The organism is Pelomonas cellulosilytica (assembly GCF_021353265.1).
In the GTDB taxonomy this organism is placed as follows: domain Bacteria; phylum Pseudomonadota; class Gammaproteobacteria; order Burkholderiales; family Burkholderiaceae_C; genus Pelomonas; species Pelomonas cellulosilytica.
In genome coordinates this window covers 1-13,607 of sequence record NZ_JAJTWU010000013.1, presented here as the reverse complement: position 1 = coordinate 13,607, position 13,607 = coordinate 1, and the positions used below count along the sequence as shown (strand labels likewise).

Genomic DNA, 13,607 nt, shown 5'->3' with positions numbered 1-13,607 from the left:
GATCCGTGGTCGCGCTGCCGGAATGGGAGAGCTTGCCGCCGTGGCGAGAACGCTCTGGCAGCCGGTCAACAAGCCGTGGCTCCTGGTGGCCGTTGGCGTGCTGGCGATGTATGTGCCCACCGTTGTGGGCCTGTTGCGCACTGTCTGGAGCTCCGACGAGCAAGGACACGGCCCCATCGTGCTGGCCATCGCCATTTGGCTGATGTGGCGCGTCCGCGCTCAGGTCAATGACGTCGCCGTCAGTGCGCCCGCGCCGTTGTTCGCGTGGCCGCTGATCCTAGTCAGCGTGCTGGCGTACGCCATCGGCGGCGCCATGGACGTGCTCATGCTGGAGGTTGGCTCCGTCATTCCGCTGCTCGCCGGCTTGGTGCTGTTGGTGCGAGGCCCGCGGCAACTGCGGGCCATGTGGTTCCCGCTGTTGTTCATGGTGTTCTTGGTGCCGCTGCCCGGCGTTGTCGTGGACGCCCTCACGCAGCCGATGAAGCTTGGTGTGTCCATCGTGGCCGAGCACCTGCTGTACTGGCTGGGCTATCCCATCTCCCGCTCCGGCGTCATCCTGCAGATTGGCCCATACCAACTGCTGGTAGCTGACGCCTGTGCCGGCCTGCACACACTCTTCACACTTGAAGCGTTGGGGCTGCTGTACCTCAACCTGGTGCGGCACTCCTCTACGTTGCGCAATGTGACGCTGGCCATCCTCATCGTGCCCATCAGCTTCACGGCCAACGTCATCCGCGTGATCATCCTCACGCTCATCACCTATCACTTCGGTGATGCGGCTGGCCAGGGCTTCCTCCACGGCTTCGCCGGCATGGTGCTCTTCATGGCTGCACTGCTGCTCATCATCAGCATGGACAGTCTCATCCGCGTCTCGCTCGTGCGGGAGTCGTCGTCCCAACCCCGCTGAGGTGCGCCGTGGGCCAACACAACCCCAAGTCCCGTATCACGGCCGCTGCAGTGGCCATGGTGCTGATGCTCGGCGGCGCAGCCGCCTCGAAGGCGCTGGCCCCCACCGAGCGCATGGCTGCGCGGTACGCCGGCGTCTCTCTGGAGACGCTCATCCCGGTGCAGTTCGCCGGCTGGCGTGTCGATGAGGCCATCATCCCACTCACGCCCGATCCCACCACTACCGCCGCTCTCACCACGCTCTATTCGCAAACCCTTAGCCGCACCTACGTGAACGGCGCTGGCCAGCGCGTCATGCTGGCGCTGGCCTACGGTGGCGACCAAAGCCGCGAATTGCAGGTTCACCGGCCCGAGGTCTGCTATGCCGCCCAGGGCTTCCGCGTGCAGGACGCAGCCAAGGTAACGCTGCAATCGGGCTTCGGCACCGTGCCGGCGATGCACCTGGTGGCCAGCCGCTCCGGGCGGGTCGAGCCCATCACTTACTGGGTGCGCATGGGGGATGAAATCGTGCGCGGCAACGTAGAGCAGGGCATCACCCGAGTGCGCTACGGCCTCGCCGGCAGCATCCCTGACGGCTTGCTCGTTCGTGTCTCCACGTTGGGCGACGACGCGCCGGCGCAATACGCGGTCCAGCAGGACTTCGTGCAAGCCATGCTCGCAGCCCTCAGCCCTTCAGGGCGTCAATACCTGCTCGGCCGCCCGACCGGGGCTCCGGCATGATCTATTTCGGCCTCGTACTCAGCAGTCTGACCGAGCTGTTGGAGCGCCTCATCGACCTGGGCGCTTTTTATCTGTCGCCCACGCGCCTGTTCCTGCTCGTGCTTGCCTTCGTGACCTACGTGGGCTACTGCGGTGCCTCATCCCAGTCTTGGAAGATCGGTCCCAGCGCGAGGCGTTTTGCTGCCGCCGTCATGGCGCTGATCTTGCTCACTGCGTTGAGCGTGACTGCCAGCAGCGATTTCTCTTACTCAGGCAAACGAGCCCTAAATACCACCAGCATCTATCTCATGCCGCTGGTGGTTTACCTCTACCTGTGTGTCAACTCGGCCAAGTACCCGCCCGATCAGCTGCTGCGCAAGACGGGCAAATGCATCGTCTACAGCGGGCTCACCGTAGCCTTGGTCGGCTTTCTACAGGAGGCGACCGGCGTCTTTCAGCTTAGCAGCGAGGTGCGCTTCCTCGGCCCAATCCCTTACACGCGCATCAACTCGCTGTACATGGATGGCAATTTCCTGTCGTACTTCCTGCTGTTCCCATTGTGGCTGGCCATTGCGGGAGGGGAGCCCCTCACCGGTATCACCAGCCGGGGCGCGCGCTGGACTATCGCGGCGATCATCTTCTTCGCGCTGCTGTTGTCCGGCTCGCGCGGCGGCCTACTGATGCTGGCTGCGGCCTGGGGCAGCCATATGCTGTACCGGCTCGCAAACGGCCGGCGGGGGCTGGTGATGTTCGTTGAACTGCCCTGCATGGTGCTGTTGCCGCTGCTGCTGCTGGCCTATGCCTACTATGGCTTCGAAAACATCGTCGCCAATGTCAATTCGCTAGATACAGGCAACGAAAGCGGTTTCTCACGCGTGCTGGCTTGGTATTCGGGACTCAAGATCTATTTCCAGCATCCCTGGACGGGCGTCGGTCCGGGCAACTTCGTCACGATGGACAAGGGAAACCTGCTGCCGGTCAACTACGTCTACCCGTGGGTCGCGGAGCGCATTAGCACGCTGGCCGGCCACTCCAACGTGCTGGAGATTCTGGTGGAGTCCGGGCCGTTCACGCTGGCCGCCTATTTCATGGTGCAACTCAGTCTGTATCTGGCGCTGCTGAGGGCATCGGTGACGCAAGGCGACCAACGATTCGCCGTCTATCGCAGCATCGTCTTTTCGACGGTCATCGGCAACCTCCTCATCAGCTACTACTTCCTGTTCTTCATGATCCTGATTGGAGTCCTGCTGTTCGCACTTGATCGCGATGTCTTCCTGCGGGCCGCGCCGCGGCCGGGTTCTGCGGCGGCCATGCCGGCACGTGCGCCCGCCTGGATGGGAGCGCGCTGATGGCCGCGCGTTCGACGCTCGCGACGCTGCCCAGTTGCAGCATCGTCATTGCCTCCTACAACCGCGCCGACATGCTGGCGCAGACGCTGGACAGCCTGCACGCTCATCTGGCCGCGCTTGACTCGCTGCAGCAGGTGCAGGTGGTGCTGATCGACAACAACTCTCCCGACAGCACGCCGCAGGTCATGGCGGACTGGGCAGCGCGTTTTTCGCAATGCGTGCACCAGCGGGAGATGAAGCAAGGTTTGTCCCATGCGCGCAACGCGGGGCTCCAAGCAGCCACCGGCGACATCGTCGTGTTTCTGGATGATGACGTGGACCTGGATGCTGGCTGGTTGCCAGCGCTGCTGGCTCCCTTCGGCGATGTGCAGGTGGCTGCTGTGGGCGGCAAGGTGCTGGCCTATGGCGCCAGCGAGTTGCCGGACTGGCTGCCGCGCGAATACGGCTACCTCGTCAGCGTGTTCGATCCGTTCGATAGCGCGCGTGAAACCGATAAGGTGATGGGGGCCAATTTCGCGCTGCGCGCCAGCGCCGTGCGGCAAGTGGGCGCCTTTGACCCGGCGCTGGGCCGCAAGGGCAACAAGCTGCTGGGCGGCGAGGAGGTGGATCTTTTCAACCGCATCCGTGCCGCAGGCGGTCGGGTCTGGTACACGCCCGAGGCAGTGGTGTTCCACAAAATCGCCAACAAGCTCCGTAAGGAATACATCGTTGACTATGCCTATTGGCTCGGGGTATCAGAAGCTCACCTTGAGCACAGAATGCAACGAGCCAAATATTGGCTCAAACTGATTCGTGCTTGGTGCGATCCGTTTTTGCTCAAACATTTGCGTAGGACCTTTGCTTCCACACCTGTGGATGAAATGCGTTCGTTGATCAAAGAACGTTATGCAGCTGGGTACAAAAATATGGCTGCAGAAATCAAATAAGAGGTCGACTTGAAGCTATATTTTTACCGAGGCGTGAGACCAAATTTCGGCGACGAGTTGAATTGGTGGATGTGGCCAAAAATTTTTGGCAACGTGTTTGACGAGAGTCAAGAATCACTGTTCTTGGGAATAGGTTCTATTCTATTTTCAAGTCATCCCCAAGCCCCTCGAAAGATTGTATTCGGCTCCGGGTATGGTGGCTACACCGCGTTGCCCGTAATCGACGATAAGTGGGACATCAGGTTTGTGCGGGGAAGAATGACCGCTAAAGCGCTGGGAATTGATCCCAGTCGCGGCGTCGGGGATTCGGCCATTTTGCTGCGCTCTGTTGTGAATTATACGGGACAAGTAAAGAGATATAAGTTCTCTTACATGCCGCACTGGGAGAGCGCCGAGATTGGTTTATGGAAAGACGCTTGTCAAGTTGCTGGCATCAACTATATCGATCCGTGTGCCGAAGTCGACTTTGTTCTAGACGAGATCCTAGCTAGCGAAGTGGTTATCACGGAGGCTATGCATGGAGCAATCGTTTCGGACGCGCTTCGAGTGCCGTGGATCGCTGCGCAGCCAATTCATTCTCAGCATCGAGCAAAATGGGAAGACTGGGCATCGGCGCTGGATTTGAAAATTAAATGGCAGTCTATCCAGCCCTCATCGCTGCTGGAGGCAGTAATAGCTAAACTGGGGCAACGAGGGTCTTTGTCTAGCAAGCTGCAATATCACGGCAAGCCGCTGAATGCGATTCGGCATGACGCGTTCGTGATAAGGACAGCCCAGCAGCTACAAAAAGTGGCTGCTGTCGAACCGCAGCTAAGTTCTGATTCGGCCATTCGTAATTCTCACGAGACGATGCTCTTAGAGGTTGAAAAGCTGAAGGCCGATTATCCGGAACTTGTTGCTTCGGCTTGATTCACGAATGGACGGGATTAAGGCCACGGCCAAGGGGCGTTTTCTGCCTATTGCGCAATTCGGGTTTCACACCATCGCCGGGTTGATCTCGTTCCTTTTCGTCGCGCGAATCTTCGGACCGGCAGCCTGCGCTGATTGTGTCGACTCAGTGGCGATAGTTGGTCAAGCCAGTGTTTTGGCTTGGCTGTTATCCCGGAGCTGGTCGTTCAAACGGCAAATGTCGATTTGCAGTAACTGGCTTCGGTCGCAACGCGATCAGCATGTCGTGTACTTTCGTGTGCGAGCTTGACTTCGCTTTTAGAGCGGTTATTGCCCTCAAAGGAAAACCAGCACAAACTATTGTGCTGATAGATTCTCGCTCGCTGCCCGCCTATTTCTAGATGGTCTTATGGTTGTTGCATTTGCACGCAAGTGAAGATCCCTCGATCTCCCGCCTGCAAACCGTCAGCGCTATGACGGAGTCTTTCGTCGTTGATCCTATCCATCCAAGATCGTGATTCTTGGCTTGGGTTGATTGTTCTGCCTTATTTGTTGCGCCGCTGCGTTATTTATTTTCGTTGCAGCCGACTTGGTTGCGCGGGAAAAATTTGGCCAAAACGAGGTGAGTGCATTCCTGTTTGTAGAGCTTTTTTGATTTTTGGTTTCGGGCTGCAGACGTCCTTTGGGCTGCGTTGATTCAAGGCGTAGCTGATTTCTGTTTTGCATGGTTGGGCGCTCAGCGTGGCGAGCGGTATTCCATTATTGCTCGCGACTGTTGTGTCGATTTCGGTATTTCGGCGACGTTGGATCGTTGGACTGTGCATATTTTGTTAATAACCATTCGGGAAGGCTGAAATGGCGATGCGGCTTTCTGTAATCATTTGCACAAAGAATCGTAGAGATTCATTGCTGGCTGCAATTGCTTCCCTGGGCGAATGTAGATTCCGTAAGCCTTGGGAAATCATCGTTGTGGACAACGGTTCATCTGATGACACTTCCGATGCCGCGCGACGTGCGCTATCGAAGCTCCCGATCCCGAGTCGCGTAATCTATGAAGAAAAGCGAGGTAACGGGCATGGTAGGAACGCTGCTGTAGCCATTGCCGCAGGGGAGATTGCTTTTTTTACTGACGATGATTGCTTGGTCGATGTCAATGCTCTTGAGGCGCTAGATCGAGAGTTCGAAGATCAGCAGCTGGGATTTGTTGCCGGTCGGATAGATCTTTTTAATCCGCTGGATTACTTGTGCTGCTACTTCTACCGATCCACGCCGCTATATTTCCGAAAGCCTTGGTTTTTGCAGCCCGGTTTTGTGCAAGGTTCTAATATGGCTTTCAGGCTGCACCCGATTCGAGGCGGCGTTGGGCTCTTTGATCCGATATTCGGCGCAGGCGCCCGTTTTGCAGGTGAGGATCTCGAGCTTGCGATGCGGTTCCTTTTAAGTGGTTGGAATGGTAAGTATTCCCCAGAGGTGCGAGTGCGGCACAACCACGGGCGTTCGGCCGAGGATTATCGAAAGTTGGAACATTTCTACGACGAAGGTGTTGGCGCTTATATAGAGAAAACTCTTTCCAGCGCAAAATGCGGTGTAGCCACTAGAGCGTCTATAGCGCTTTTTATGATGCGACTTGCTATTCGCTCTAAGCCTACTTTTCAACGTGTTTCAGCAGGCCGCACGTCTTATCTTGAGGCGATTGCTCAGCAGTAATTGCCGGAAACGGAGGTCGGATGAAAGCCTTTTCTGCTCTCTTGCTTGCATTTATGCTCTCATGCAATGCGCACGCACAGTATCAAGTAGGGGTTTACTACTTCCCAGGCTGGCGTGATAGCCAAAACGGGGCCCCGGCCAAGGAGCCATGGCAGCGGTTGAAGGCGTTCAAGGAGCGTGAACCGATGCTGGGCTGGTATGACGACGGGGCGGTCGAGGTCATGAACCGGCAACTGGGCTGGATGCATGACTATGGTCTGAGCTACGTGGCGTTTGACTGGTATTGGGGCGGGGGCAGGCCGTTTCTGGAGCACAGCCTGCGTGCCTATTTCGCAGCCCCGAACCGTAGTCGAGTGCCCTTCGCGCTGCTGTGGGCCAACCATGACCAGGCGCCTACGTCGGCAGCGGATTTCTCTGCCATGGTGCAGTATTGGATCGATAACTATTTTCGCCGGCCGGAGACGTTCAAGGTGGACGGCCGGCCTGTCGTGTTCATCCTGGATCACCAGAACCTAAATGAGCGTGCGCGCCGTTTCGACATGGATGTGTCTAAGCTCATCGCCAAGGCGCAGGAGATGATGCGAACAGCAGGACTGCCGCCCATCTTCTTCGTGAGCGGCACGTTCACCACGCCCAGGGCGTCGACGTTCGGTTATGACGCGATGTCGGCCTATAACTATCCAGGCCTGAATCGGCCATCTCAAAGTTATGCGGAGCTGGTGGCTGACTACAGAAAGATTTGGCAATTCCAGGCCGGCCGCCACGGCATCCCTTACATCGTGCCGATGACGCAAGGTTGGGATAGGCGCCCTTGGGGTGGCAGCAAGGACCGCGGACATGACTTTTCCGGTGGTGATCCCGCAACCTTTGAAGAGCATCTGCGTGCAGCACGCGAGTTCATGGACGCGAATCCGTCGCAGACCCGCCGCCTCGGTGTCATCTGTTGCTGGAATGAGTTTGGTGAAGGTTCCTACATAGAGCCCACCAAGGCCAACGGATTCACTTACCTGGAAAAGGTCCGCACAATTTTTGGGGGCGGCGAGAAGTGAGAACTACATGAGCGAATCTGGCGGTATCTTGCGACGGAATGTGCTGTTCGTACATCAGGCAGCCGAGATGTATGGCTCTGACAAGGTGCTTTTGTATTTGGTGAAGGGACTTTTGAGCCGGGGGCGGTTTTGGCCCATCGTTGTGCTGCCCGAGCACGGGCCTTTGTTTGCCGCATTGCGCGAGGCCGGCGTGGAAGTCCATGTCGCGGCGATTGCGAAGGTCAAGCGCGCAGTGTTCACGCCGCTGGGGCTGCTCGGATTGCTGGGGCAGATGCTTGCCGCCGTGCGCGACTATGACCGCGTAGTCGCGGGGCGCGAGGTTGCCGTGGTTCACTCGAACACGCTGGCGGTGTTGGGTGGCGCCGCGTGGGCGTGGCGCCGCCGCGTGAAGCATCTATGGCACGTGCATGAAATCATCCTGTCGCCGAGGCTGGTCAGCCGTGCGTTTCCGTGGCTGGTGCGAGTCGGCTCTGACAAGGTAGTCTCGAACTCAACCCTGACCGAGCGGTGGTTGCTCTCGCATCAGCCACGCCTCAAGGATCGGTCCGTCGTGATCTTCAACGGACTGCCGTCCGAACAGGACGCCACAGCAGAGGCGGCACAGCAGTTTCGCGGCAGAACGGGCGCCAAGGCGGGGCAATTGTTGGTCGTTTTGGCCGGTCGATTGAACCATTGGAAGGGCCAGGGGCTGCTGATCGAGGCCGCTTTGCGACTAAAGGCGCGGGGGCAGCTGTCTGCACTCCATATCGCCATCGTCGGCGATACGGCGCCTGGTCAGGAGGCACTGCGCACGGTCCTGTTGGACCAGGTGGCCACTGCAGGACTCGCCGATGCAGTCACGTTTGTGCCGTTCGTTGATGACATTCGTCCGGTGTGGGGTGCTGCGGATATTGCGGTTGTGCCGTCTATTGAACCGGAGCCTTTCGGTATGGTCGCCATCGAAGCCATGGCCGGGAAGGCGCCGGTCATCGCCGCAGCGCACGGGGGCTTACTGGATATCGTCGAGCACGAGGTGAACGGCTTGTTGGTAACGCCGCGTGATGCCGATGCGCTGGCTGACGCCCTGCATCGGCTTGCACACGATGCGGCTTTGCGCGAACGACTGGCTGCGGAAGGTAAGCGCAGCCAGTTGCAGCGCTTCTCGGCGGAAAGTCAGGTCGATAGCTTCGAGCGGGTTTATGACGATCTTCGAAAGGCCGGTCGCTCCAAGTACAGCGACGGGAAATAACGTATGCAGACCAATCAACCGACCTTGCGCATCCTCGGCACCCGCGGCGTGCCGGCGGCGCACGGAGGCTTCGAAACCTTTGCCGAGTACCTGGCGTTGCACTTGGTTCGTCGGGGATGGCGGGTAATCGTTTACTGTCAGGAGGAGGGCACGGGCCCGATCTTCGAGGACCGCTGGGAGGGCGTGGAACGCGTGCGCATTCCGGTGGCTGGGGGCGGCGCGAAGAGCACGATCGTCTTCGACTGGAAGGCGACGCTGCATGCTGCGCAACACCGCGACCTTTGCATCACTCTCGGATACAACACGGCGGTGTTCTGCGCCGTGCTGCGGCTCAAGGGCGTGCCCAATGTCATCAACATGGATGGCATCGAATGGTCGCGCGCCAAGTGGGGGGCTGCAGCCAAGACTTGGTTCTGGCTGAATGACTGGGCGGGGTGTTGGCTGGGTAACCACTTGGTGGCAGACCATCCTGAGATTAAGGTGCATCTGAGCTCGCGCGTGCGTGGCGACAAGATCACCACCATCGCCTACGGTGCCGACCGCGTGAAGGCTATGCCTGAGGATGTAGTGCGAGCACTTGGGCTGGAGCCGGGGCGTTACCTAACGCTGGTGGCGCGGCCGGAGCCGGAGAACTCTATCCTGGAAGTAGTTAGTGGCTTCTCCCAACGCCAGCGCGGCATGCAATTGGCGGTGCTGGGCAATTACAACGATGCCAACGCCTATCACCGCGCAGTGAAGGCTGCGGCGGGTCCAGAGGTGCGTTTTCTTGGCGCCATCTACGACAAGCCCGTGGTGCAAGCGTTGCGCTTTCATAGCGCGGCCTATGTGCACGGCCATCAGGTGGGGGGCACCAATCCTTCATTAGTGGAGGCGCTGGGTGCAGGCAATGCGGTCATTGCGCACGACAACCGCTTCAATCGCTGGGTGGCTGGTGAGGGCGCGCGCTATTTCTCTTCAGCCGATGGGTTCTCTAATGTCCTCGGCGAAGTTCTCGGCCGGCAGGGCGTGCTGGCCGCTATGAGCGAGGCCAGCTTGCGCCGCTTCCAGGACGGCCTCACTTGGCCGCAGATATTGGATCAGTACGAGCAGTTGTTGACTCGGTGGCATCCAGCAGGTTGTATTTGAAGATATTCGCTTGTCTTTCCAAAGTCCTAGGCTTCAATATTGGCCCGGCTTTGTGAGGTGAACGTGTCTATAGTGTTTACTAAGTTCGATATTCGCTGAGGCTGGGCGTCTAAATTTAGGTCCCATTTGTCGCTTGTGAAAATATGACGGATCCTGAGAGCAATCTATCCCATCACAAGACTGGACGCGCTCGCCGAGCCTTCGCTGGAGTTCTTTGGTCAGGCTTTAACGCAGTAGTTCCGGCTGTGTCGAGCTTGATAGTATTTTCTCTGGTGTCGCGGGTGATCGGCCCAGAGGAGTTTGGCTTTGTTGCTTTTTCGGTTGCAATAGTCACCACTATTGGAGCATTTTCTCCAGCAGGTTTTGGTGATGCGCTTATACAGTGGCCTAATTTAAAGTCAGAGCACCTTGATGCCACTTTCTGGATATGCTTGCTATGGGGGGTGTTGCTTTACGCGGGTGTCGCAATATTGGCGTTCCCGCTGGCTGGGTGGTTTGGCGTGCCAATGCTGTCAAAATTATTGCCGGTGGTTGGTGTGCGGTTAATTTTTGATCTTGGTACGGTTGTACCGACTGCGTTACTTAGCCGCCAAATGCAATTTCGACAGATGGCGACGCGGACGCTAATTGCCTCTGTTATATCGATGGTGGTCTGTTTGGTCGTGCTCTACTATGGGTATGGGCTTTGGGCGCTGGTTATATCCCAACTTGTTAGCGCTGCGGTAGTCTTTGCTGTGAGTTGGACATCCGTGTCGTGGCGGCCTGCGGTACGCTTTAGTTGGCAGGCGATCAAAGAGCTAAAAAGCTTCGGAGGCTATGCTTCTTTCGGTCGACTGATCACAGCCATTAACTTTGAACAGCTATTGATTGGTGCGCTACTTAATAGTTTGGCGCTCGGGCTTTACGCTTTTTCTCGTCGAATATTCCAGATAATTAATGACGTATTGTCTGGTGCGCTTGCGGGTGTTGCGTATCCTTTGTTGTCTTCGATGCAAGATGAACCAGAAAAACTTCGAGAGGTTTTTTTGGCTACGACTTTCTTATCTTCAGTTTTCGCCTTTCCGATTTTTGTTGGGCTTGCTTTAGTCGCCCATGACGCAATTCCATTGATTTTCGGCGCGCACTGGGTTGAAGCTGTTCCCGCCCTGCAAGCATTTTGCTCAATCGGGTTGCTCACCTGCATTGGGATTATTCAGGCGGCTTTGCTCCGAGCGAAAGGTCGAGTTGGCTTTTGGACTTGGTATCAAACTGGTCAGCAAATCCTGACCATTCTAACCATTGTGTCGTTGGCGCCATTTGGGCTGACCGCCGTATTTTTGGGGATTGCGGTCAAGACTTGGCTCACACTGCCTGTTGTGGCAATTTTAGTTGGCCGCATGATTGACGTTCCTCCTGCGAAATATGCAGCCCAATTCATTTCACCTGTTTTGGGCTGTCTGGCCATGGCGGTGGTGGTCTTTGGTGTTCGCAACGGGCTAACGCTTTCACCTCTCCAAAGTGTTGCACTGGAGATGGCGTGCGGTGCAGGTGTGTATGCAACAGTTGTCGGTTGCACTTCAAGTGCGCGCCTGAAAGACATCATAAAGATAATGAAGCTGAAGCGTTAATTTGGTGATTCATTCTTCCCAGGCTTTGGAAACTATACGGTAATATGACGGCGCCACTTGTATTCATCGTTCCAGTTCGACATCAGGGCTCTGTTTCGGATTGGTCGGTATTGAAGAAATATCTTGGCCAGACCCTTGCGTCCATAGCGGCTCAGACGGTTTCTGGCTGGGAGTGCATTGTCGTCGCCAATAGAGGGGCTGATCTTCCTGATTTGCCCAAGGGATGCCGTGCAGAGTTTGTCGATTTGCCGTTGCCTGCTTTGCCTGATCGAACCACTATGCTCGATGAGTATTACGACGGTGTGCGTGCGGACAAAGGTCAAAGGATCTACGCGGGCGTGAGGGCCGTGGCGTCCGATAGTCACGTCATGGTTGTTGATTTTGATGATTTTGTAAGTTGCAGGCTGGCTGAGTTTGTGGTTCAAAATCGCACGAATGCTGGGTGGAATATCGAAGATGGCTATTTGTGGTCGGGCGGGGGCTGGTGTTATTTGCAATCACGATTTCATGAAATGTGCGGGACTTCCCATATCATTAGACGAGACCTTCTTGGCGTGTTCGAGCAAGATGGAAAGGTCGATATGGATGGAATCAAACGCCGCCTGGGTAGCCACATCTTTATTCACCGCGACCTAGCAATTGCGGGTCATCCGTTGTCTGCCCTTCCGTTTCCAGGTGCTATCTATCGTATCGGTAACGCACAGTCGACAAGTGGCAATGGAGCTCTATTCCGCGTAGCGACTCCGCCGCGCCAGTTTTTCACGCATCCGTTCCGCGCCAGTCAGTACTTACTGCGTTACCGTCGTGTTGGGGTGGACTTGCGTAACGAATTTTCTATTTTTAGTTAGTATGTTGCCTGAGGTGGCTCGTTTGGTGAGCTGCCCCCGCGATGTCGTTGATGGGTTCCCATCTCGAGACCGCCGCACATCTGCCGTCGAAACGAGTGCCGACCCGCCATCCAATCCACCGAACTTAAGTCCCATCACCCCTTATACGCATATCCGCATATCGAGAATGAGGATTGACGGGGGGCGGAGGGGGGAACGAGAGCGCCCGATTTCGTAAAAATTCGGTGAACCCGTAGCTTGCAGAGTCGCGCGGCGAATACGGCTGGCCGCGGGTGTGGAAGGAGTTGCTGGCACGCGGTATCCGCGTGGGCAAGGAACGTGTGCGCCAGCTCATGAAGCTGCACGGCATCCGGGCACGGGGCAAGCGCAAGTTCAAGGCCACGACCGACAGCAATCACGGCCTGCCGGTGGCCGAGAAGCTGCTCAACCGTGAGTTCACCCCGGCCGCACCGGATCGGGTCTGGACGAGCGACATCACTTACGTGGTCAGACCTGCAAAATCCATTTCCACGCAACTCGCTGACGGGACGGCCCCGGCGAGTAGCGTGCGGTCATGGCGCGTGGAGCAGCGGCTGACTCGATAGGTCGGCATTGGCACCCAAGACGCTGCTGACGTTCTATAACCATCAACGACTTCATTCGTCGCTGGGCTACGTCAGTCCGATGCAGTTCGAGAGGGCATGGCTTGCCGCCCAACAAAGGCAAGCCGCGTAACGGTCTCAGCTATGGGATCCGGGAAACGCGGGCAAGGCCACCCGGTCTTGGCCCGGCCAATGGGGTAGATCGCCAAGAACCACAAGCGCAACGGCGACTTGATGTGCTCCATCAGGCTGCCAGCAGTCAGCGAAGTCTGGTGACGGCAGCCCTGGCATTGGAAGAGCCGGCGTGCACCTGACCGACGATGTAGTGCTCGGCGCGATCACAGCGTGGGCAGCGAAATGCCTCGGGCCAGCGGGGGGGGGGCATTGAACGCCGTCGCGCACTGCTCCTCGCTGCCGAAGTAGGCCAGCTATTCACGCAGGGATATGCCATGCCGGAACTAGATGACGTTGAACGCTATCGTCTGTACTCCGGGGTGGTTCGGAGTTCAGATTGCGGGCCTGGTAGCTCATGGCGCGAGCCTGCTGAGGCACGTTACTAATCATGACTACTTAGTCAGACCTGCAAAATTCATTTCCACGCGACTCGCTGACGGGACGGCCCCGGCGAGCAGCGCGCGGTCATGACGTGTGGAGCAGCGGCTGACGCGATAGGTCGGCATTGGCACCCAAGACG

11 protein-coding genes and 2 pseudogenes are annotated in these 13,607 nt (G+C 57.4%); 12 read left to right on the top strand and 1 reads right to left on the bottom strand.

The window, feature by feature from the left end; all coding sequences use genetic code 11:
• The first annotated feature begins 40 nt into the window (after positions 1 to 40).
• From xrtB to LXT13_RS29045, 12 genes and pseudogenes are all read left to right on the top strand, one after another.
• On the top strand, positions 41 to 907 hold the full coding sequence (xrtB, locus tag LXT13_RS25905; RefSeq protein ID WP_233375216.1) for an exosortase B: 867 nt from the start codon (positions 41 to 43) through the stop codon (positions 905 to 907).
• Positions 908 to 963: 56 nt separating this feature from the next.
• Complete coding sequence (epsI, locus tag LXT13_RS25900; protein ID WP_233375215.1) at positions 964 to 1,626, top strand: exosortase-associated protein EpsI, B-type; 663 nt, start codon at positions 964 to 966, stop codon at positions 1,624 to 1,626.
• Positions 1,623 to 2,954: an O-antigen ligase family protein gene (locus LXT13_RS25895; RefSeq protein ID WP_233375214.1), complete on the top strand. Its 1,332-nt coding sequence runs from the start codon at positions 1,623 to 1,625 to the stop codon at positions 2,952 to 2,954. The genes epsI and LXT13_RS25895 overlap by 4 nt, the downstream gene beginning before the upstream one ends.
• A complete protein-coding gene (locus tag LXT13_RS25890) occupies positions 2,954 to 3,880 on the top strand; it encodes a glycosyltransferase family 2 protein (protein ID WP_233375213.1) in 927 nt (308 codons plus the stop codon). The genes LXT13_RS25895 and LXT13_RS25890 overlap by 1 nt, the downstream gene beginning before the upstream one ends.
• Before the next feature lie 9 nt (positions 3,881 to 3,889).
• Positions 3,890 to 4,789 (top strand): polysaccharide pyruvyl transferase family protein, encoded by a 900-nt coding sequence (locus tag LXT13_RS25885; RefSeq protein WP_233375212.1) that lies wholly within the window; start codon positions 3,890 to 3,892, stop codon positions 4,787 to 4,789.
• Between the two features lie 834 nt (positions 4,790 to 5,623).
• The gene (locus LXT13_RS25880; protein ID WP_233375211.1) at positions 5,624 to 6,475 is read left to right on the top strand and encodes a glycosyltransferase family 2 protein; all 852 of its coding nucleotides are present in this window, start codon (positions 5,624 to 5,626) and stop codon (positions 6,473 to 6,475) included.
• Positions 6,476 to 6,495: 20 nt separating this feature from the next.
• Positions 6,496 to 7,524 carry a glycoside hydrolase family 99-like domain-containing protein gene (locus tag LXT13_RS25875; protein WP_233375210.1) on the top strand — a complete coding sequence of 343 codons (1,029 nt, stop codon included), beginning with the start codon at positions 6,496 to 6,498 and terminating at the stop codon, positions 7,522 to 7,524.
• 7 nt (positions 7,525 to 7,531) lie between these two features.
• Positions 7,532 to 8,752 (top strand): glycosyltransferase family 4 protein, encoded by a 1,221-nt coding sequence (locus LXT13_RS25870; protein WP_233375209.1) that lies wholly within the window; start codon positions 7,532 to 7,534, stop codon positions 8,750 to 8,752.
• 3 nt (positions 8,753 to 8,755) lie between these two features.
• A complete protein-coding gene (locus LXT13_RS25865) occupies positions 8,756 to 9,877 on the top strand; it encodes a DUF1972 domain-containing protein (RefSeq protein ID WP_233375208.1) in 1,122 nt (373 codons plus the stop codon).
• 143 nt (positions 9,878 to 10,020) lie between these two features.
• Positions 10,021 to 11,484 (top strand): lipopolysaccharide biosynthesis protein, encoded by a 1,464-nt coding sequence (locus LXT13_RS25860; RefSeq protein ID WP_233375207.1) that lies wholly within the window; start codon positions 10,021 to 10,023, stop codon positions 11,482 to 11,484.
• A 110-nt stretch (positions 11,485 to 11,594) separates the two neighbouring features.
• The gene (locus LXT13_RS25855) at positions 11,595 to 12,332 is read left to right on the top strand and encodes a YbhB/YbcL family Raf kinase inhibitor-like protein (RefSeq protein ID WP_233375206.1); all 738 of its coding nucleotides are present in this window, start codon (positions 11,595 to 11,597) and stop codon (positions 12,330 to 12,332) included.
• Between the two features lie 239 nt (positions 12,333 to 12,571).
• A pseudogene (locus LXT13_RS29045) lies at positions 12,572 to 13,046 on the top strand (IS3 family transposase); the annotation flags it as partial.
• A gap of 40 nt (positions 13,047 to 13,086) precedes the next feature.
• Here LXT13_RS29045 and LXT13_RS29040 read toward each other — a convergent pair.
• Positions 13,087 to 13,286, bottom strand: a pseudogene (locus LXT13_RS29040) (transposase); the annotation flags it as partial.
• Positions 13,287 to 13,607: the final 321 nt, after the last annotated feature.